At 64.9% G+C, this 20,847-nt stretch carries 19 protein-coding genes; 11 read left to right on the top strand and 8 right to left on the bottom strand.

What is annotated here, in order from left to right:
* Positions 1-87 precede the first annotated feature (87 nt).
* The 6 genes from XH83_RS30320 to XH83_RS30295 all read left to right on the top strand — a co-directional run bounded on the left by XH83_RS30320 (position 88) and on the right by XH83_RS30295 (position 5,478).
* Positions 88-2,433, top strand: a complete 2,346-nt coding sequence (locus tag XH83_RS30320; RefSeq protein WP_194404278.1) for a TonB-dependent hemoglobin/transferrin/lactoferrin family receptor — start codon at positions 88-90, stop codon at positions 2,431-2,433.
* A gap of 93 nt (positions 2,434-2,526) precedes the next feature.
* The gene (locus XH83_RS30315) at positions 2,527-2,859 is read left to right on the top strand and encodes an antibiotic biosynthesis monooxygenase (RefSeq protein WP_194404277.1); all 333 of its coding nucleotides are present in this window, start codon (positions 2,527-2,529) and stop codon (positions 2,857-2,859) included.
* 27 nt (positions 2,860-2,886) lie between these two features.
* Positions 2,887-3,396 (top strand): heme utilization cystosolic carrier protein HutX, encoded by a 510-nt coding sequence (gene hutX, locus XH83_RS30310; RefSeq protein WP_194404276.1) that lies wholly within the window; start codon positions 2,887-2,889, stop codon positions 3,394-3,396.
* A 24-nt stretch (positions 3,397-3,420) separates the two neighbouring features.
* Positions 3,421-4,197 (top strand): tonB-system energizer ExbB, encoded by a 777-nt coding sequence (gene exbB / locus XH83_RS30305; RefSeq protein WP_194404275.1) that lies wholly within the window; start codon positions 3,421-3,423, stop codon positions 4,195-4,197.
* A 4-nt stretch (positions 4,198-4,201) separates the two neighbouring features.
* A complete protein-coding gene (exbD, locus tag XH83_RS30300) occupies positions 4,202-4,648 on the top strand; it encodes a TonB system transport protein ExbD (RefSeq protein ID WP_194404274.1) in 447 nt (148 codons plus the stop codon).
* Entirely contained in the window at positions 4,648-5,478 is an 831-nt protein-coding gene (locus XH83_RS30295) for an energy transducer TonB (RefSeq protein WP_194404273.1), read from the top strand. Before exbD ends, XH83_RS30295 begins: the two co-directional genes overlap by 1 nt.
* Positions 5,479-5,611: 133 nt before the next feature.
* Here XH83_RS30295 and XH83_RS30290 read toward each other — a convergent pair whose 3' ends face one another.
* The 5 genes from XH83_RS30290 to XH83_RS30270 form a co-directional block, all read right to left on the bottom strand.
* Positions 5,612-6,967, bottom strand: a complete 1,356-nt coding sequence (locus tag XH83_RS30290; RefSeq protein ID WP_194404272.1) for an esterase-like activity of phytase family protein — start codon at positions 6,965-6,967, stop codon at positions 5,612-5,614.
* An 85-nt stretch (positions 6,968-7,052) separates the two neighbouring features.
* Positions 7,053-7,895, bottom strand: coding sequence for a carbohydrate ABC transporter permease (locus XH83_RS30285; RefSeq protein WP_246776522.1), 843 nt, complete (start codon positions 7,893-7,895; stop codon positions 7,053-7,055).
* A 49-nt stretch (positions 7,896-7,944) separates the two neighbouring features.
* Entirely contained in the window at positions 7,945-8,901 is a 957-nt protein-coding gene (locus XH83_RS30280; protein WP_194404270.1) for a carbohydrate ABC transporter permease, read from the bottom strand.
* 169 nt (positions 8,902-9,070) lie between these two features.
* On the bottom strand, positions 9,071-10,411 hold the full coding sequence (locus XH83_RS30275) for an ABC transporter substrate-binding protein (protein ID WP_194404269.1): 1,341 nt from the start codon (positions 10,409-10,411) through the stop codon (positions 9,071-9,073).
* Positions 10,412-10,495: 84 nt separating this feature from the next.
* Entirely contained in the window at positions 10,496-11,539 is a 1,044-nt protein-coding gene (locus XH83_RS30270; protein ID WP_194404268.1) for a C-terminal binding protein, read from the bottom strand.
* A gap of 254 nt (positions 11,540-11,793) precedes the next feature.
* On the opposite strand from XH83_RS30270, the gene XH83_RS30265 reads away from it, so the two are divergent.
* Positions 11,794-13,479 (top strand): methyl-accepting chemotaxis protein, encoded by a 1,686-nt coding sequence (locus tag XH83_RS30265; protein WP_194408447.1) that lies wholly within the window; start codon positions 11,794-11,796, stop codon positions 13,477-13,479.
* 156 nt (positions 13,480-13,635) lie between these two features.
* On the opposite strand, the gene XH83_RS30260 is transcribed toward XH83_RS30265, so the two are convergent.
* On the bottom strand, positions 13,636-14,613 hold the full coding sequence (locus XH83_RS30260; protein WP_194404267.1) for a tripartite tricarboxylate transporter substrate binding protein: 978 nt from the start codon (positions 14,611-14,613) through the stop codon (positions 13,636-13,638).
* A 159-nt stretch (positions 14,614-14,772) separates the two neighbouring features.
* Entirely contained in the window at positions 14,773-15,708 is a 936-nt protein-coding gene (locus XH83_RS30255; RefSeq protein ID WP_194404266.1) for a DMT family transporter, read from the bottom strand.
* 93 nt (positions 15,709-15,801) lie between these two features.
* Here XH83_RS30255 and XH83_RS30250 point away from each other — a divergent pair, with 93 nt between their 5' ends.
* Together XH83_RS30250 and XH83_RS30245 are read left to right on the top strand one after the other, a co-directional pair.
* Complete coding sequence (locus XH83_RS30250; RefSeq protein ID WP_246776351.1) at positions 15,802-16,203, top strand: DUF1330 domain-containing protein; 402 nt, start codon at positions 15,802-15,804, stop codon at positions 16,201-16,203.
* 98 nt (positions 16,204-16,301) lie between these two features.
* Entirely contained in the window at positions 16,302-16,526 is a 225-nt protein-coding gene (locus XH83_RS30245) for a DUF3551 domain-containing protein (RefSeq protein ID WP_194404265.1), read from the top strand.
* A gap of 4 nt (positions 16,527-16,530) precedes the next feature.
* Here the strand turns inward: XH83_RS30245 and XH83_RS30240 are convergent, their stop codons facing one another.
* Positions 16,531-17,463 carry a DMT family transporter gene (locus XH83_RS30240; protein WP_194404264.1) on the bottom strand — a complete coding sequence of 311 codons (933 nt, stop codon included), beginning with the start codon at positions 17,461-17,463 and terminating at the stop codon, positions 16,531-16,533.
* Between the two features lie 367 nt (positions 17,464-17,830).
* On the opposite strand from XH83_RS30240, the gene XH83_RS30235 reads away from it, so the two are divergent.
* Positions 17,831-19,123: an adenylosuccinate synthase gene (locus tag XH83_RS30235; protein ID WP_194404263.1), complete on the top strand. Its 1,293-nt coding sequence runs from the start codon at positions 17,831-17,833 to the stop codon at positions 19,121-19,123.
* Between the two features lie 37 nt (positions 19,124-19,160).
* Positions 19,161-20,771: a hypothetical protein gene (locus XH83_RS30230; RefSeq protein WP_194404262.1), complete on the top strand. Its 1,611-nt coding sequence runs from the start codon at positions 19,161-19,163 to the stop codon at positions 20,769-20,771.
* Positions 20,772-20,847: the final 76 nt, after the last annotated feature.

The following is a 20,847-nucleotide window of genomic DNA, read 5'->3' as shown; positions in this document are numbered from 1 at the left end:
GACATCAGCCAGCCAGTCGTTCGCGTTGCGAGCGCACGCCAGCCAGAAGACTCCAAAAACTAGAGTGAAGTGCAGGCTGGGGCTGATATGGCTGACGGGGCTAGGTATTCGCGCGCCCTGATTTTGGGCGCGTCGGTGGTTTCAATCGCGGCAATGATGACGGAGAGTGGTCTCGCGCAGACTGCATCGCCGCAAGCCGAAAACGCGTCCTCTGAGCGGCCCAAGCAGGCCAGGCGCAAGCCGCCCAAGCCACAAGTGGCGCAGCAGGCAACGCCTGAGGCGCTGAACGCCAGAGCGCAGGCCGGAGCTGCGTCGGTGCAGACGCTGGACACCATCACGGTCGCAGCGACGAAGACCAAGGAGCGCGCGATCGACTCGCTCGCGCCCGTCAGCTCCGTGTCGCTCGAGCAGATCCAGGGGCTTCAACCAAACCGGCTGTCGGATGTGCTCTACGCCGTTCCCGGCGTGTCATTCCAGGAGCGCGGCGATGATCCCGCGACCGTCGTCAACATCCGCGGCTTGCAGGAGTTCGGCCGCGTTGCGGTGGTCGTCGACGGGGCGCGCCAGAACTACCAGCGCACCGGCCACAACGCGAGCGGCTCCTTCTTCCTTGATCCCGAGCTGGTCGGGGGTATCGATGTCGTGCGCGGTCCGACGGCCAATATCTACGGCTCCGGCGCGATCGGCGGCCTCGTCTCGTTTCGCACCAAGGACATCGAGGACGTGCTGCGCCCCGGCGAGCGCTGGGGCGTCGATCTCTCCGGCTCCTATGGCTCCAACAACAATCGCGGCCTTGGCTCGGTGTTCGGCGGAGTCCGCGCCACGCCCGACGTCGATATCTTCGGCGGGGCGGTCTATCGCACGCAAGGCAATTACAAGGACGGCAACGGCACCGAGATTGGCAACACAGGCAACCAGGTCGAGAGCGGCCTGATGAAGCTCACGGTCCGTCCCGCGCTCGGCCATGAGGTCAAGTTCGGCGCAATATTCCAGGACTACCAATATGATATCGGCCAGTTCAACAGGGGGCCGACGACGACACCCGCGCTGATTGCGTTGAATCGCGGTTCGTCGGTTTATGCATCCGACGCCAAGAACTACACCGGCACCATCACCTGGAATTACGCGTTGCCGAGCGACAATCTGTTTGACTGGCACATGTCGGTCTACGGCAATCGCACCGACAACGACCAGACCAAGACCTATCATTACGGCACCACGCCGTCGGCCTATTGCAACGGCGGCTTCGGCAACAACGTTTCGGGCTGTGTTGGCGACAAGCGCGGCTATGTCCTCAATACCTACGGCATCGACGCCAACAACACCACGCGCTTCAACGTCGGCGGCTGGCGCAATGCGCTCACCGTGGGCTTCGACGCGTTCCAGGACGACGTGATCACGACCGACAGCCGCGGCAATTCCAACATCACGACGCCGAGCGGCATCCGTACCGTATCGGGTGGTTTCCTGCAGTTGAAGCAGAACTACAGCACCTGGTTCGAGGCGGTGAGCGCGATCCGCTACGACCGCTACGATCTGGAATCGGGCAGGACCAATGGCAGCGGCGACCGCTTCTCGCCGAAGATCACCCTCGGCGTCACGCCGGTTCCGGGCTTCCAGCCCTATGTGAGCTACGCCGAAGGCTATCGCGCCCCATCGATCACCGAGACGGTGATTTCCGGCGCGCACGCGACCGGTGGCGGCCCGGCCTTCTTTGTCTGTCCCAACGGGACCGCCGGCATCTTCTGCTTCCTGCCTAACCCGAACCTTCGTCCCGAAGTCGGCAAGAACAAGGAAGTCGGCATCAACCTGAAATACGATAACATCTTCACTGCGTCCGACTCGTTCCGCGGCAAGATCAATCTGTTCCGGAACGACGTCAGCGATTATATAGACCTCGTTCCGTTCGGGTTCGTCACCTTCCCGGGCGTTGGCTCGTTCGCTCAGTTCTACCAGTACCAGAACATCGCGCAGGCCCGCATCCAGGGTTTCGAAGTGGAGACCATGTACGATGCCGGCGACTGGTTCGTCGGCGTCGCCGGCCACTACATCCAGGGCAAGAACGCCGTCACCAATGTCGGGCTTGCGACCATCACCCCGCGCAAGGTCGTCACGACAGGTGGTGTCCGCCTGCTCGACCGCACGCTGATCCTGTCGGCGCAGTGGGCCTCGTTCGGCGCCAACAACGATGTCCCCGCCGGTTATCTGCCGGCGACCGGCTACGAGCTTGTCAATCTGTACATGACGTACAATGCGACCAAGGACATCGTTTTCTCGGCCTCGATCGACAATCTCTTGAACCAGTACTATCGGCCTTACGCCATTCCCGGCACGTCGACCGACGGCACCACGCAGAACGACGTGCTGTGGTCGAGCCCGGGACCGGGCCGGGTCTACAAGGCCGGCATGAAGATTCACTTTGGAGGTGCGTAACGCGCACGGCAACACCACAAACCTCCGCCGGGCCGCGCTGATGCTCCAGCGCGGCTTCGGTGCGTTTCGTTTTGATCAGAAGGAGAGACTTTGATGTTCATCGCCATGAATCGTTTCCAGGTGAAGAAGGGCGCGGAGACCGCGTTCGAGACCGTCTGGGCCACGCGCGAATCCTATCTCGGCAGCATGCCGGGTTTCGTCGAGTTTCATCTGTTGAAGGGCCCGGAGGCCGAGGACCACACGCTCTACTCGTCGCACACCAGCTGGGTCGACAAGGCGGCGTTCGAGGCCTGGACGCGCTCCGAGGAATTCCGCCGCGCCCATGCTCGTGCCGACAACAGAGCAGGCGAGAGCCTCTATCTCGGCCATCCCAAGTTCGAGGGCTTTGAGGTGATCCAGAGCGAGCGCAAGGCCGCGGCAGCTTGAGGCAATGACGCACAGGAGGAGCCGGACATGTTGAGCACCGATCTCGCCGATCTCAGGGCCTATATGGCCGACAACCCTGGCGCGGTGATCGAGGACGTCGCGCGCGAGCGCAACGTCACCCCGCGTACGGTGATCGAGGCGCTGCCATCCTCCATGGTGCGTCTCGGTGGCGGCGAGCACTTTGCCGCCGCCATGCAGGACATCGCGGCGTGGGGTGAGGTCACGCTGATCGTTCACACCGATGATGCGATCTTCGAATTCACCGGCGCCATTCCCGCCGGCGAGATCGGCCGCGGCTATTTCAACCTGATGCAGCCGAAGGGCCTGCACGGCCATCTGCGCCACGAGCGCTGCGCGGCTATTGCCTTCGTCGAGCGGCCCTTCATGGGCAAGACCTCCGCCTTCGTCGCTTTCGTCAATGCCGACGGCGGCATCATGTTCAAGGTGTTCGTCGGGCGCGACGAGACAAGGGCGTTGCGGGCGGATCAGCTGGTGCGGTTCCGGCAGCATGCAGATCGGATCGTGGCCGCAGTGTAGTTCGCTTCAACTCAGGAGCTCAGGATGCAGAGCAATTCCAGGCTTCGGCATGTGATCCTAACCATCGCGCTGGCGCTCGCGCCGGCACCGGTCTTCGCGATCGACCAGGCCCCGCTGCCGCGCAATCTGTCGCCCTGGGGCATGTTCCTCGGCGCCGACGTCGTGGTGAAGACGGTGATGGTCGGACTCGCCGTCGCCTCGCTGGTGACCTGGACGGTGTGGCTCGCCAAGACCATCGAGCTGCGCCGCAAGGGCGCGCTCGCCCTCGAGCGGACGCGCGCGCTGGAAGGCAATGTGACGCTGGCCCAGGCATCCGCACGGGCCGGCGACGTCCACGACGCAGTTGCCCAGCTCATCCAGTCCTGCGCCAGGGAGGCCGAGCTCTCCGGCGGCGTGCTCGACGACGGCCTTCAGGAACGTGTCGCGCTGCGGCTCGAGCGGGTCGAGGCGGCAATGTCTCGGCAGATCGCGCGCGGCACCGGCGTGCTCGCGACCATCGGCGCGACCGCGCCGTTCGTCGGGCTGTTCGGTACCGTCTGGGGCATCATGAACTCCTTCGTCGGCATTTCGGAGAGCCACACCACCAGCCTCGCGGTGGTCGCACCTGGTATCGCGGAGGCGCTGCTTGCCACCGCGCTTGGCCTCGTCGCGGCGATCCCGGCGGTCGTGATCTACAATCATCTCGTTCGCCGCATTGCCAATTACCGCGCCCTGCTCAGCGACGCCTCGGCGCAGCTGATGTTGCTGGTCAGCCGCCAACGCGACCACAGGGAATTCCGTCTGGCGCGGGCGGCGGAGTAGAGCTATGGCCGCAAAGCTCGGTACGCACTCCGGATCGCCGCTCAAGCGCGGCGACCAGGGCGATCTCGACGTCACCCATGAGATCAACGTCACGCCGTTCATCGACGTGATCCTGGTGCTGCTGATCATCTTCATGGTGGCCGCTCCGCTCGCCACTGTCGATATCGGCGTCGAGCTGCCGGCAACTGCAGCCGAGCCGGCGCCAAGGCCGGACAAGCCGGTCTTCGTCACCGTCAAGCCGGACTTGTCTGTCGCAGTCGGCGAAGACGTCGTCGCCCGCGAAGCGCTCGGCACTTCGCTCGACGCCGCCACCAAGGGCCGCAAGGACGAGCGCATTTATCTGCGCGCCGACAAAGCGGTCTCCTATGGCGACCTGATGGAGGTGATGAACATCTTGCGCAACGCCGGTTATCTCAAGGTCGCGCTGGTCGGCCTCGATGGGCGCAGTTGATGGCCGCTAACGCCTTTGCCTTGCACGAGCCACTCGGTGAGAGGGAGGTCGCGAGCTGGGGCTTCTCGGCGGCGGTGATCGTGGCACTGCATACTGCAGTCGCGCTGCTTGGGATGAATTGGCAGAGGTCGCAACCGGAGCAGGGCGTCAGCCTGCCGGCGATCATGGTCGATATGGCGCCGTTGACCTCGGCGCCGCAGTCAACGCAGGATGACGTCGCACCGGGGCCGGTGATGCAGCAAGCCGGCGCCTCGCCGCCGGAGCCGGTGCAGCAGCAGGCCGCCGAGGAGACGATCGCGCCGACGCCACCTCAGGACAAGCCCGACGTCGTGGCGCCGCCGGAGCCAAAGCTCGAGCCGGCACCGGCCAAGCCGGAGCCCGCGAGGATCGTGCCGGTCGAAAAGCCGGCGCCCGCAAAGCCGAAGTTGGTTCGCCGCGAGGCGAAGAAGCCGTCGGAGGCGACGCCTGCGCCGCGCACCAGTGCGGCCCCGCGCGCCGAGCGAGAGGCGCCGATGGCATCGGCTCAGAGCGCCGGCGCCACGGCCTCCATGATCGCGTCGTACAATCAACGCGTCCGTGCGCATCTGATGCGCTTTCACTCCTATCCGGCCGGCGGAGGCGGCCAGCGCGGCGTCGCCAGGCTGAGCTTCACCGTCAGCCGCAGCGGGCAAGTGACGTCCAGCCGCCTTGCCAGCTCGTCCGGCGTTGCTGCCTTCGACGCCCAGGCCACGTCGATGGTCCGCCAGGCCTCGCCGTTTCCGCCCATACCCGACGAGATCAAGAACGGCTCGATGAATTTTACGATCCCGGTGGAATTTACGGTGCGCTGATTCCACCGCTGTCATGCCCCGGCTGGACCGGGGCATCCGGTACGCCGAGGCCTCACGTTTGACTCGCTGGCACCGCGGCGTACTGGATCGCCCGGTCGAGCCGGGCGATGACCGTGTTGAGAGAGCCGGGGCCCTACTTCGCCTTTAGAAAGTCCGCGACCTCCAGCAGCATGAACTCGTCGTCGTCGGCCTTGTTGGGATCGCGGCTGGAGGAAAACGGCAGATTGTTGTCGTTGCCGACGATGATGTGGATGTCGTCGACGCGATCGACGTTCTCGATGGTGAAGAACGGGAAGGTGTAGACACCGTCGTTGAGCGGCTTCCTCGCCTTCTTGTCGGGATCCCTGATCTTCATGAGGTCGATATAGCCGATCTTGCGCACGGGCTTACCGACATTGGCATCGCTGAGCTCGATCTTGTAGATGCGCTTGAACTTGGCAAGATCCGGGAAGCAATTCTCGCCGCGGGTGCCCTGCGGGCAGGCCTTGTCCGCGCTGCCTTCGCCGTTGTCGCGCTCGATGATGAGACCGGAGGCCGGGTCGATCATGTTGAAGTCGCCGATGGCGTTGCCGTTCTGCTCGAACACATATTGCCAATAGCGGCCGGTGAATTTTTCCGCGGCGACGTCGAATTCTAGGATGCGGGAGGCTTCCTTGCCGTCGACCTTTTCCCAATCCTTCTTCTCCGCATCCCAAAGCGGCCCCTCGAGCAGGCCGTAGAGGAATTTGCCGTCCTTGGAGGATGCAAAGCCCTCATAGCCCTTGGAGCGGCGGAGGTTGACGTTGGTGTAGGTTGCACCCGGCGCGCCCGGCGTTGCCACCGCCCAATTGTCCGGCGAACGCACCGGCTTGCCGTCGGCGACCGTCTCGAACACGCCGAGGATCTTTCCGGATTTGTCGGCCTTCAGGATATAAGGGCCGAACTCGTCACCGATCCAGAAGACGTCCCCGATGATCTGAAAACCCTCGGTATCGAAGTCGGAGCCGGTGAGATAGCGCTTCTCGGTGTCCTCGTGCACGATGCGGAAAGGCACCTTCTTGTCGGGATCGTGCAGGAAGATCGTTTCCAGCCGCTCGATCTTGCCACCGGCCCAATCCATCTTGTAGCGGTTCAAATACAGCATCGAATCCGGCGAGTTAGCGCGTGCGCCCATGCCGTTGTCGGTGATGACCCAGAAGCTGCCGTCGGGCATGGTCTTGATGCCGGAATGGCCCTGCAGCGGCTGGCCCTTGAACGGCAGCGACACGCCGGTCGGACGCTCATAGGACTTGCCCATCACGGTGCCGAGCGCGTCGACGCGCTTGCCGGTGGTGTACTTTCCTGACGTCTTGAGATCGGCGGGGGCATCGGCGGGAGCATCGATGAACGTGGCGGCCGGCATCACCACGTGGCCGGCGAGCTTGGCGGGGAATTCACCTTCACTCTGCGCGAGCGCTGGGCTCACGGCGAGAATGATCGTTGCGACGGTGGAGAGAAAAGTCGCGCGCATGTGCGTCTCCTGTTGGCGGACGCACGCCTTATGCGGATCGCGTGTTGCAGTTTTGTGAAGCCGGGCCAAACGCCGCAGCGGCGATCTACTCCTTCACCGCGCCGGTCAGCGAAGACACGTAGTAATCCACGAACAGCGAGTAAAACACGGCGACCGGGAGCGATCCCAGCAGCGATCCCGCCATCAGCGCCCCCCACTGATAGACGTCGCCGGTGACGAGCTCGGTCAGGATCGCGACCGGCACGGTCTTGTTGGCGCCGCTCTGGATGAAGGCGAGCGCGTAAATGAACTCGTTCCAGGACAGCGTGAAGGAGAAGATGCCGGCCGAAATCAGCCCGGGCACCGCGAGCGGCAGCGTGATCCGCCGCAGGATCTGCAGGCGCGTCGCGCCGTCGACAAGCGCGCATTCCTCGAGCTCGTAGGGGATCGACTTGAAATAGCCGATCAGGAGCCAGGTGCAGAACGGCACCAGGAAGGTCGGGTAGACCAGGATCAGCGCCAGCGGCGAGTCGAACAGGCCGAACTGCACCACGACGGTAGCGAGCGGGATGAACAGGATCGACGGCGGCACGAGATAGGCGAGATAGATGCCGAGGCCGACATAGGGGCTGCCGCGGAAGCGCAGGCGTTCGATGGCGTAGGCGGCGAGCGTCGAGGCGACCAGGGACAGCGTGGTCGAGCCGATCGCGACCAGCATCGTCGTCTTCAGCCAGCGCGGATAGGAGGTATCGAACAACAGATGCTTGATATGGGCGAGCGTCGGCGAGGAGATCCAGAACGGGTTGTGATCCCGGTAGTTCATCAGCTCCGCGTTCGGCTTGAACGAGGTGATCGCCATCCAGTAGAACGGAAACAGCAGGATCAGCACGAAGCAGCCGAGCGGCAGGTAGATCATCATCAGCCGCCGCAGCCCGGAATCCCAGGCCATGGTGTCGGGTGCGGCCTTGGCGTCCGCGACGCCGGTTTGCGCGACGATATCAGTCATTGGCCTCTCCCTGCTGCCATTTGCGGCGCGCCAGGCCGAAATAAGAGAACAGCGTCGCGAACACCAGGAACGGGATCATCGACACCGCGATCGCCGCACCTTCGCCGAGCTCGCCGCCGGCGATGCCGCGCTGAAATGCCAGCGTCGCCAGCAGGTGGGTCGAGTTGACGGGCCCGCCGCGGGTGATGGCGTAGACCAGCTGGAAGTCGGTGAAGGTGAAGATGATCGAGAAGGTCATGACGATGGCGAGGATCGGCATCATCATCGGGAAGGTGATGTAGCGGAAGCGCTGCCAGGCGCTGGCGCCATCGAGCATCGCGGCCTCGTAGAGCGAGGGCGAGATGGTCTGCAGGCCCGCCAGCAGCGAGATCGCGACGAAGGGAATGCCGCGCCAGACGTTCGCCGCGATCAGCGAGAAGCGCGCCGGCCAGGGCGAGCCGAGGAAGTCGACATTGCTCGATCGCCAGTGCAGCACGTCGACGAGCAGATAGGAGATGATCGAGAACTGCGGATCGTAGATCCACCAGAACGCCAGCGCCGAGAGCACGGTCGGCACGATCCAGGGCAGGAGGATGATGGCACGCAAGAGGCTCTTGAACGGAAAATGGTTGTTGAGCAGCAGCGCGAGCCAGAAGCCGAGCGCGAACTTCCCGAAGGTTGCGATTCCCGTATAGACCACGCTGTAGAACACCGCGTTCCACCACAAGGGATCGGTGAGCAGATACTGGAAGTTCTCGAAACCGACGAAGATGCCACGCCGGCCGATCGTGGTGTCGGTGAAGGCGAGCCAGATGCCGAGGCCAAGTGGATAGGTGAGGAATACCGAGAGCAGCCCGATCGCGGGCGCCAGGCACATCACGATGAGGAATGGCTTGTAGTCGAACAATCGCACCAGCCAGGAGGGCTGCCGATGCGCCAGGGCGTGGGAGGAGAGTGTCGTCACGGACATCAGTGTGTTGTCCCGTCTTTGAAGACCACCACGGCCGTCATTGCGAGGAGCCCGTGACAAAATTGCGGAGCAATTTTGCACTGGTGCGACGAAGCAATCCGGACCATCTCCGCGGAGGGGACCTTGGATTGCTTCGCTGCGCTCGCAATGACGACGCTTCTATCCGGCGCTACTTCTGCCGCCGGAAGTACCGCTTGCAGCGCTGCTCGGCTTCGGCGGCCGCGGCCTCCGGCGTGGCCGCGCCGGTGGCGACAGACGCGCACATCTGAATTAGCACGTAATCGGCGCTGACGGCGCCGGTCGCCGTCGAGATCGGCCCCTTGTAGCCGTCATAATAGGTGCTGTTCATCGTGTCCTTGAACAGCTTCACCTTGGGATCCTGCGACCACACGGCGGCCTCGGCATAGGCGGCCAGCGGCTGCGACCAGTAACCGGAATTGGCGTTGAGCCACGGCTCGTACTGGTCCTTTTCCAGCATGTATTGCAGGAAGGCCTTGGCGGCGTTGGGGTAAGGACTGTGCTTGAACACCATGGCGTTCAGCGTCAGGCCGGCCATCGGAGAGACCTTGGCGAGGCCTTTGGGCAGCAGCTGGTGCTCGCTGTCCTCGGCGATCGCCTTGGTCGCCGGGTCGTTCTTCAGCGAGAAGTACAGCGAGACGCCGTTGGCGGTCAGCGAGATCTCCTGCGAGGAATAGGCGCGGTTGTTGCTGACGTCGTTCCACGACGGCGTGCCGGCGATGAAGGTCGGGTAGAGCTCCTTGACCCAATTCAGCGCGGCGATCGTCTCCTTGCTGTTGATCACGACATTGCCTTCCTCGTCGAGCAGGGACGCGTTGTGCGACCACAGCGCCCAGTTGGCGAAGCCGTTGCCGTCGCCCTTGGCATTGCCGAGCGCGAAGCCGGCCGGCTTGCCGGCCTTGTGCAGCTTGCGGCAGAGGTCGAGGATTCCGGCATGGTCTTCCGGCACCTTGTCGAAGCCGACCGATTGCAGGATCGACTTGCGGTAGATCAGGGGCCCCGCGGTGGCGCCAAACGGCAAGCCGATCCAGGCGTCGCTCTTGTTCTTCTTGCCGTAGCGCTGCGCCAGCGGCAGCCAGCCGCCATAGCGCTTTCCAACATAGTCGGCGACGTCGGTCAGCTCGATCAGCTTGTCGACGTAGATGTGGGGGGCGTCGGAGAAGCCGATGATGATGTCGGGGCCCGCGCCGGAGTTCGAGGTGACCGCGGTCTGCTGGTTGATGTCCTCCCAGCCGACGAAGTCGACCTTGACCTCGACGCCGGTCTCCTTGGTGAACTTCGCCGCATTGGCGCGGAACACATCCTCGTCGGCCTGGACGAAACGCACCGGGCGCAGCATGCGCAATGACGCGCCCTTCTCGATCTCGCGCTTGGGCGCCGCCACGTCGGCGGCCTTGATCGTGGATGTTTGCGCTGCAGCACCGGTGGCCGCGAGCGTTGCAGCGGATAGGCCCAGCGCCAAGGCATCACGACGTGTGATGTCGTTCCTCATCAGTACCTCCCTATGATGTTCCCCTCCCGGCGTTGATCGCCGGTGAAGGGTCGTTTCGACCGTAGGCGCCTTTGCGCCGGCCGCCTAGCTGTTCGGCCCGCGATCCATGCTGACGGGTTGCCAGCGGCGGAGCGAGGTCGTCTGCAGCACCGACGGATTGACGCAGCTTACCGGCCACATGCCCTGCAGCACCAGTGACAATTCGTAGCCCACCCGGCGCTTGCGCGCCTCGTCAAACCGTGCCGAGGCCGAGGCGACGTGGGCCGTCAGCGTCACGTTCTCCATGCCGAGCAGGGGATTGTTGTGCGAGGGCGGCTCCTTCTCCAGCACGTCGAGGGCGGCGTGCGCGATCCACCCCTCCTGCAGCGCCTTGATCAGGCTCTCCTCGTCCACGGTGGCGCCGCGCCCGGTGTTGATGAAGATCGAGCCCTTCTTCATCTGCCGAAAGTGCTTCTCGGTCAGCATGTGATGCACCTCGGGCCTTGCCGGAGCATGCATCGAGACGAAGTCGGATTGCGACAGCACCTCGTTCAGCGTCGCCGGGATCACGCCGTGATCGTACATCAGCGTTTCCTGGATGAAGGGATCGTAGGCCATCATGCGCAGGCCGAACGGCGCCGCACGCTTCGCAACCGCCCGCGCGACACGGCCGAACGAGACGAAGCCGAGCGTCTGGCCCATCAACCTGGGAACCTTGAGCAGCGCCGGCCGGCCCTCGGCCCAGCGGCCATCGCGCACCATGCGGTCCTGCTCGACCAGGCGGCGGAAGCCGGCAAGCAGCAGCATCATCGCGTGGTCAGCAACTTCCTCGATGAAGGTGTCGGGGATGTTGGTCACCGGGATTCCACGGGCCGTGGCGGCCTTGACGTCGACGCTGTCGACGCCGACCGAGCCGAGCGTGATGACCTTGCAAGTCTCCAAGCTGTCGATGATCGACTTGGTGATGGGGATGCCCTTGGCATAGATGGCGTCGGCATTCTTCGCGGCGGCGATGAACCCGGCCTCGTCGGCAGGGGCCTCGACGATCTCGGCATCGATCGGATCGAGCGCTTCGCGCTCGTAGGAATAGTCGCTGCCCGCGACCGTGAAGCTCGCGCCCTTCGGCGTCACCACCCTGTATTTCGGCATTGTCTCGCTCCCGATTTGGTTTGTCGGTTCTTGTTGTGACCCGTCTCCGCGGGCGGGCCTTTGCGTCTTTTACGCGAAATCGGGGTGATGACGTACAATTCCCGGTTGTCGGCCTGCAGATAAATCGCCGTTTTTCGCGGCTGCGTCCGGGCTTCTACGGAGGCACGTAAGTAACTTGCTAAGGGGTGTCCCACTAAAGGTTGATTCAAATCAAAGAGGTCTGCGGTGCGTCCGCACCATTCGAGGAGCCCATGGTGAAGTTGAGCAATCTGAAGATCGCCCCGAAGCTCGGCATCCTTGTCGGCGTCACCTTGTTTGGCCTTTGCATCTCCGGCGTCCTCGCCGGCTATTTGATGAAGCGCGAGATGGTGACCGCGCGCATCGACCAGGCCAAGGCGATCGTCGAGCTGGCGCGCAATTATGCCGCCGCGCTGAAGAAGCGGGTCGATACCGGCGAGCTGACGAAGGATGCGGCGATGGCCGAGCTTCGTCGCTATGGCAATGCGATGACCTACGACAACGGCTCGGGCTATTTGTTCGGCACGTCCTATGAAGGCATCACGCAGCTCGCGCCCGATCCCAAGCAGATCGGCACCAACCGCATGGATGTCGTGACCAATGGCCGCAAGCTGTCCGTCGAGCTGATGGACGGTGTCAAGGCGAATGGGTCGATCCTGCTGCATTATGAATATGTGAAACCCGGCCAGGAGAAGCCGATCCGCAAGATCGGTTACGCGGTGGCGGTCCCCGGCTTCGACATGTATCTCGGCACCGGCGCCTATCTCGACGACATCGACACCAAGATGGGACCCGTCTACTGGCTGCTCGGCCTTGCCATCCTCGGCATCCTCATCGTTGCCGGCAGCGTCGCCTGGATGATCGGCCGCGGCATCAGCCGTCCGCTCGCCCTGCTCGGCGCCCGCATGAAGGACCTCGCCGACGGCAAGCTCGATGGCGATATTCCTGGCGTCGGTCGTGGCGACGAGGTCGGCGCGATGGCAGCCACCGTCCAGATATTCAAGGACAATGCCGTCCGCATCCGCGACCTCGAGAAGACCGAAGCCGATGCCAAGGAACGCGTCGCGGCGGAACGCCGCAGCGCGATGGAGGGGATCGCCAACGACTTCGAACGCAGCGTCAACGGCATCGTCCGCTCGGTCTCTTCGGCCGCGGCCGGCATGCAGACCACGGCGCAGTCGATGACCGCGACCGCCAGCGACGCCTCGTCGCGCGCGGCAACGGTCGGTGCGGCCTCGCAAAAGGCCTCCGGCAATGTCGGCACGGTCGCGGCGGCCGCCGAGGAGCTGTCGAGCTCCGTTGCGGAAATCTCCCGCCAGGTGACGCGCTCGACGGAAGTGGCGAGCCGCGCCGTCAGCGACGCCGAGCGCACCAATGCCACGGTGCAGGAGCTCTCCACCGGTGCCGAGAAGATCGGCGAGGTGGTCAAGCTGATCCACTCGATCGCGGCGCAGACCAATCTGCTCGCGCTCAACGCCACCATCGAGGCGGCCCGCGCTGGCGAGTCCGGCCGCGGATTCGCCGTGGTCGCCTCCGAGGTCAAGGCGCTCGCCAACCAGACCGCCAAGGCCACCGAGGAAATCTCCGCCCAGGTTGCGGCGATGCAGACCTCGACCAGCGATGCGGTGGCGGCGATCGGCGGCATCACGCAGACGATCGCAGAGATGAGCGAGATCACGGCAGGCATTTCCGCCTCGATCGAGCAGCAGGGCGAGGCCACCCGCGAGATCGCCCGCAACATCCAGTCGGTCGCAGCCGGATCGAGCGAAATCAACGCCCATATCGGCAGCGTTACCTCGGCCGCGGAAGCGACCGGCACGGCGGCAGGCGATGTGCTGACCAACGCCCGCGAGCTGGACAACCAGTCCGGCGCGCTGCGCAGCGCCGTCGACAGCTTCCTCGCCAAGGTGCGCGCGGCGTGAGCCGGCGCTCGATCGTTACCATCAACTACGACGTCATGCCCGGGCTTGTCCCGGGCATCCGCGTTCTTGGACATCGAACACGCCGTTGGGCGTGGATGGCCGGGACAAGCCCGGCCCTGACGGAGAATGCGGAGAGCGCAGCGCGCGCAAGCGCTCCTACTGCTTCTCGATCTTCGCGTTGGTGATCAGCTTCTCCCACAGCACCAACTGCTCGTTGACGAACTTGCCGAGATCTTCCGGCGTGCCGGAAAATGCGTCCATGCCGAGCGTGGCGAGCTGGGCCTTGATTTCCGGCTTCTCGACGATCTTCCTGATCTCGGCATTGAGCCGCGTCACGATCTCCTTCGGCATGCCGGCCGGACCGAAATAGCCCTGCCATGAGGTGATGTCGAAATCAGGCACGCCGGCCTCCTGCATCGAGGGCAGGTGCGGCACCAGCGGCGAGCGCTCCTTGGTGGTGACGGCGAGCGCGCGCAACGCGTTGCCGTTGACGTGCGGAAGGCCGGTCAGGATGTCGACGAACATCATCGAGACGCGGCCGCCCATGACGTCGTTGAGCGCCGGCGGCGAGCTCTTGTAGGGCACGTGCAAGAGGTCGAGCCCGGCATTGTGCGCAAAGGTCGCGCCCGACACGATCGCCGAGGATGATCCCGAGGCGTAGCTCAGCTTGCCCGGATTGGCCTTGCCATAGGCGACGAGCTCGCCGACGGTCTTGGCCGGCACCTCCGGATTGACGACCAGCATGAAGGGCAGGTCGCCCGTGCGCGCGATCGGCGTGAAGTCCTTGACGGGATCATATGTGAGGGTCTTGAGCAGATAGGGATTGGCCGAATGCGTGGTGTTGGTGGTCACCAGCAGCGTGTAGCCGTCGGGGGCGGCCTTCGCGACATAGCTTGCGGCGAGCATGCCGTTGGCGCCCGCCTTGTTCTCGATCACGATGCCGACGCCGAGCGCCTGCGACAGATGCTGCGAGATCAGCCGCGTCGTCGTGTCCGTGCCGCTGCCGGCCGCGAACGGCAAGACCAGCGTGATATTGCGGCTGGGATAATTGTCGGCTTGGGCAGCGGATGCGGCGGCAAGACACAATGCGGCCGTGGCGACGGCGCGCAGGTTTCGAATCAGCCCTGAAATCATCTTGAGACGTTCCCTCTTTTTGGTTGGCGGGGAACCTATCTTGTCTGGACAGAAATCAAAAGACGCGAGTTGACTCGGTCTCGTGCCCCGGACGCAGCGCAGCGCTTCTTCAGCGATGCGCTGCACGACACGAGACCGTCGTGTGTCCGCCGCGCGGAATTACTTCACGGCCGACCCCTGGCGCGAGGCGATCACGACGCCGGCGAGCACCAGCACGTAGCCGGTCAAGTGAAACGGCTGGAGCTTCTCGCCGAGCAGCAGGATCGCCATCGCCGAGCCGAACACCGGCACCAGATGGAAGAACGGGGCCGCCCGGTTCGGCCCGATCAGCGCCACCCCGCGGTTGAAGAAGAGGTAGGCCAGCGTCGACGGAAAGATCAGGATGTAGCCCAGCGTCGCCAGCGTCATCCCGTCGAGCTGCAGGACGCGGCCGCTTGCCGCCTCCCAGACCGCTGTCGGCAGCAGCATCGTCGCGCCGCAGCAGGTGGTGAAGGACAGGAAGGAGAGCTGATGGATCTTCGGCCGGCGCGGAATGAAGGCGGAGTAGATCCCGAACGCCACCAGCGAGGAGGCGAACATGATGTCGCCCCTGTTGAAGCTGATGCTCGCGAGCGCGGCGAGATCGCCGCGCAGGATGATGATCAGCACGCCGAGAAGCGAGATCGCGATGCCGGCGAATTGCGCACCCGTCAGCCGCACGCCGAACAGCACCAGCGACCACAGCGCCACGAACAGGGGACCTGCCGACTGGATCAGCAGGGCGTTCAGCGCCTCCGTATATTGCATCGCCCAGTACGAGATCGCGTTGTTGAAGGCGAAGCCGACCAGCGACAGGAACAGCATCAAGGGCAGGCTGCGCCGCAAGGCCGGCCAGTCCCGCTTCAAGTGCGGCCAGGCGAATGGCAGCAGGATCAGGAATACGCCGAACCAGCGGATCGTGGTCACCGTCAGCGGCGGCACATGCGCGCCGACATGACGTGCGAGCACGATGTTGCCCGCCCAGAACAGCGAGCTCAGGCTGAGCAGCAGATAAGGCTGATTGTTGAGCCAACTGGCCGGATTGGCGGCCTTTGGCGCGGGCGAAGCGATCGTCATTGGCGTTGGATTGGAGCTTGCGCCGGATTGGCGTTGGGGCACAAGTCACAGGGTCGCAATGCTACAATGCAGGCAAACCCCGAGGAGGTGCCATTGGCGGTTAATATGTTGAACGTCGAGGGCCTGGAGCAGCTCGATCCGCAGGCGTCGGTGGTGATGCTGAACCTGATGCGTTTCCACGCGCGCTCGCGCGACGGTGACGGGTCCGGCTGGGACGCCTATTTGCGCTACAGCGCCGTCACGGTGCCGATGATCAAGGCCCGCGGCGGCACCTTGCTCTGGACCGGCGAGGCCAAGGCTGTCGCGCTCGGACCGCACGCGGGCCATGACTGGGATTTCGTCGCGCTGGTCTATTACCCGTCCGTTGCGGCCTTCCTCGACATGATGACGTCGCAAGCCTACGAGCGTGAAGCCGATCCGCATCGCGTCAACGGCTGCGCCGAGCACGTCATCATCGCGACGCGCGAGGCCTACAGCAAGTTCAGCGCCGGCTGAACCCCGCCCGGCTCGCGGCCTTGATCTTGATCAATGGTCCGTCACCGCTTGCCAGCAAGGAATCGGGGTCAGCCTCCCGCGCGCCATCGGAGAATCCCATGCATCGTCTTGCCCTGGTCAGTCTGTCCGCCCTTGTCCTGTCGTGCGCCGCGGGGACCACCCCGGCCCATGCGGCGCGCTATTGCCTACAGGGGGATCAATGGGGCTATCCGGGAAATTGCAGCTTCAATACTTATGAGCAGTGCCGGGTCACGGCGTCCGGCACGCGTGCCTCTTGCGGCATCAATCCGAAATACGCGCACAGAAAGAAGGTTTCGCATTGAGGCGTCAGCTCGCCTGCTTCCGTGAGGCCACGAACACGCCCGACAGCACCAGCGCAAATCCGACGAAGTGAAACACCTGCGGGTGTTCGCCCAGGAACGCCATCGCCATGATCGAGCCGAACACCGGCACGACGTGGAAGAACGGCGCGGCGCGGTTGGCGCCGATCAGGCGCACGCCGCGATTGAAGCAGAGATAGGCGAGCGTCGAAGGGAACACCGCGACGTAGAACAGCGTCAGCAGGTTTGGCCCGTCGAGCTTCATCACGGGACGCGCGGACAATTCCCAGATCTCCAGCGGAATGAGGCAGGCCGCGCCGACCCCGAAGGTGAAGGCGAGGAACGACAGGCCATGCATTGGTGGCCGCTTCAGGGTCAGCACCGAGTAGAGCGCGAAGATGACGAGCGCGACGATGAAGATGAGGTCGCCCTTGTTGAATTCGATGTTCGACAGCGTGGTGAAATCGCCATGCAGCAGGATCGTGAGCACGCCGCACATCGACAGCAGCACGCCGAACGCCTGCCCCGCGGTGAGGCGGATGCCGAGGATGGCCAGCGACCACAGCGCCACGACCAGGGGCGCAGCTGATTGCAGCAACAGCGTGTTGAGGGCCTGGGTATGCTCCAGCGCCCAATATTGCAGCGTGTTGAAGGCGCCGATGCCGGTGATCGAGAGCGTGACCATCAGGCCGAGCTTGCTGCGGATCGCCGGCCAGTCCTGGGCGAGATGCTTCCAGGCGAACGGCAGCACCAGCAGGAAGGCGAAGAACCAGCGCAGGAACGATAGGGTGACCGGCGGGATGTGGCCGGCGGCGAGCCGCCCGACGATGGCGTTGCCGGCCCAGCACAACGCAGTGATGCTCAGCAGCAGGTATGGCTGGTTGGTGATCCAGCTGGGACCGGATGTTTCCGCGCTCGTGGTCTGACCGGTGGCGGACATTGTGATTGATCTGGCCCCGCATGCACCGGGGCTTCCGGCCCGGCGGGATCCGGGCCGGCTGATCGCCCGGCGATACCCAAAGACACGGAAATCGGGGCTGCATCAACGGGGGGCGGACGCATCGCGACCATGCAGCGGGTCAAATCGGTCTCACGCTTTGGTCGAAGCCTGCCGAGCCGCCCTGGAACGTTTCTGGATTTTCCGGGGATATCAAAGGCTTAAACTGCCTCTTGAGCCCCGAAAAACCCCCGTTCTTGCTTGCCTAGAGCGGCCGCTTCCTTTATCCGGGTGGCTGCCTTGCGTGCGAACGGCTTCCCGGCCGTCAGCTGGGCTGGCGCATCTAAAATCTTCGAAGGATTACCCGCGAATGGCCAATGTTGTCGTCGTCGGCGCCCAGTGGGGCGACGAGGGGAAGGGCAAGATCGTCGACTGGTTGTCGGAGCAGGCGGACATCGTCGTCCGCTTCCAGGGCGGTCATAACGCCGGCCATACGCTGGTGATCAACGGCAAGACTTACAAGCTTGCGCTGCTGCCCTCCGGCGTGCTGCGCGAAGGCAAGCTGTCGGTGATCGGCAATGGCGTGGTGTTCGATCCCGCCGCCTTCCTCGACGAGGTCACCAAGTTGCGCTCGCAGGGCGTCGCGGTCTCTCCGGACAATCTGCGCGTGGCGGAGAACGTCACCCTGATCCTGCCGCTGCACCGCGAACTCGATGCGCACCGCGAATCCGCCAATGCGGCGACGGCGATCGGCACCACCCGCCGCGGCATCGGCCCGGCCTATGAGGACAAGGTCGGCCGCCGCGCCATCCGCCTGATGGACCTCGCCGACCTCGACACGCTCCCGCACAAGATCGACCGGCTGCTGGCCCACCACAATGCGCTGCGCCGCGGCCTCAACCTGCCGGAGTTCGACGGCAAGGATATCCTGAAGGAACTGACCGGGCTGGCGCCTCAGCTTCTTCCTTATGCCGAGACCGTGTGGCGGCTGCTCGACATCAAGCGCCGCGAAGGCAAGCGCATGCTGTTCGAGGGCGCGCAAGGCGCGCTGCTCGACGTCGACCACGGCACCTATCCGTACGTCACCTCGTCCAACACGGTGGCGGCGCAGGCCGCGACCGGTGCCGGCCTCGGGCCGGGCGCGGTCGGCTACGTGCTCGGCCTGTGCAAGGCCTACACGACCCGCGTCGGCCAGGGCCCGTTCCCGACTGAGCAGGACAACGAGACCGGCCGCAAGATCGGCGAGCGTGGCCGCGAGTTCGGCACCAACACCGGCCGTCCCCGCCGCTGCGGGTGGTTCGACGCGGTGCTGGTCCGCCAGGCCGTCCGGACCTGCGGCATCAACGGCCTCGCGCTGACCAAACTCGACATCCTCGACGGCTTCGACACGATCGAGGTTTGCACCGGCTATAAGCTCGACGGCAAGGAGATCGACCATTTCCCGGCCGGCGAGGGCGCCCAAGCCCGGGTCGAGCCGATCTACGAGACTATCGAGGGCTGGAAGGAGCCGACCGCCAGTGCGCGGTCCTGGGCCGACCTGCCGGCCCAGGCCATCAAATATGTCCGGCGGATCGAGGAATTGGTGGGGTGCCCAGTCGCACTGCTTTCCACCAGCCCCGAACGCGAGGATACTATCCTGGTGCAAAACCCGTTTGAGGCTTAACGATCTCTTACCAGGACGCGGGTATAGTTGAGTTGAAATGGCTGATTACTATCCGCTGATCGCCCGCGCTATTGCCGCCCTGGACCCCAACGCTCCCGGCGAGAGCCGTCGCGCGCTTTATGAGCGGGCGCGCACGGCCCTCATCGCGCAGTTGCGCAGCGTGCAGCCGCCGCTCTCCGAATCCGAGATCACCCGCGAGAGGTTGTCGCTGGAGGAGGCCGTCCGCAAGGTCGAATCGGAGGCGGCCCAGCGCGCCCGCGAGGCCTCGCGCCCCGGCGGCGGCGGGCGCAGCGGCGGCAGCGGCGATGCGTTTCGCCGCGCCAGCACAAGAGCCACCGAAGGCAATGCGGCTGCAGCCGCGCCGTCCCAACCGCGGGCGCGTCCGGCTCCGCCGCCGCCACGGGCCGACCGTCCGTCCTTCAACGTCGACGACCAGGGCGATGCCCAGCGTCCGCCGCGCGCGCCCCGCTTTGACGCTCCGCGCCAACCGGCACCGTCTGCGCCGCCACCGATGCCGGAGCCGCCGGCGGCCGGACGCGATCGCGCCGGTGGGCGCCGTCCTCCTGATATGGGACCTCCGCCATCCCTGCCGCCGGCACCGGGCGTGCGCGGCTTCCGTGACATCACGGCCGATGCCAATGATCTCGGCGGCGCGGCCGCGCAGGCCAGCCGCGCCGCGCGCCGTACCTACGCCAACGTGCCTTCGCCCTCGCCGGAATTCGACCGGCTCGAGCCGAGCCTGGAAAACCGCGCCGGCGAGCAGGACGCACCCTATTCCTACGACGAGTCGATCGAGGAGGCGGAGCGCTACGCGCCGCAACCGCCTTCGCCGCGTCCGCGCATCGCGCCCGAGCGCGACGCCAAGAAGCGCGTCCGCACCGGCTCCGCCTTCCCGTTCAAGAGCGCGATCGCCGTCGGCATCGTGCTGATCCTGGTCGGCGCCGGCATCCTCTGGGGCAAGCCGCTACTCCAGATCGCGACCAATCTCATCAAGTCCTCGCCGACCCAGGTGGTGGAGGCGCCGAACAATCCCGCGCAGCCGCAGAGCAAGCCGAAGATCCCCGATCGGGTCGGTCAGCCTTCGGCCAGCGACCAGCCGGTCGCGCCGGTGGCGCAGAAGGTCGTGCTCTACGACGAGGATCCCTCCGATCCGAAGGGCAAGCAATATGTCGGCTCGGTGGTGTGGCGGCTGGAGCCGATCAAGGCCTCGGGCGCCCAGAAGGCCGACGTCGCCGTGCGCGCCGACATCGAGATTCCCGATCGCAAGTTCAAGATGACGATGTCGTTCCGCCGCAACACCGATTCCTCGCTGCCGGCGAGCCACACGGCGGAGCTGACCTTCATCCTGCCGCCGGACTTTCCGGGCGGCAGCGTCTCCAACGTGCCGGGCATCCTGATGAAGTCGAACGAGCAGGCGCGCGGCACGCCGCTCGCAGGCCTCGCGGTGAAGGTGACCGACGGCTTCTTCCTGGTCGGCCTGTCCAACGTCGATGCCGACCGCGCCCGCAACGTCCAGCTCCTGAAGGAGCGCTCGTGGTTCGACGTGCCGCTGGTCTACGCCAACCAGCGCCGCGCCATCATCGCCATCGAGAAGGGCGCCCCCGGCGAGCGCGCCTTCAACGACGCCTTCGCGCAGTGGGGCGATTAGGTCGAGTCAATCCCTCTTCCGTCATTCCGGGGCGCGCACAGCGCGAACTCAGGTGTGCAATTGCGCACCTGAGAAT

Origin of the sequence: Bradyrhizobium sp. CCBAU 53351, from assembly GCF_015291745.1 — a bacterium.
In the GTDB taxonomy this organism is placed as follows: Bacteria; Pseudomonadota; Alphaproteobacteria; order Rhizobiales; family Xanthobacteraceae; genus Bradyrhizobium.
Note: the sequence above shows the minus strand (reverse complement) of the source record. Positions and strands in the feature narration are given on the sequence as shown.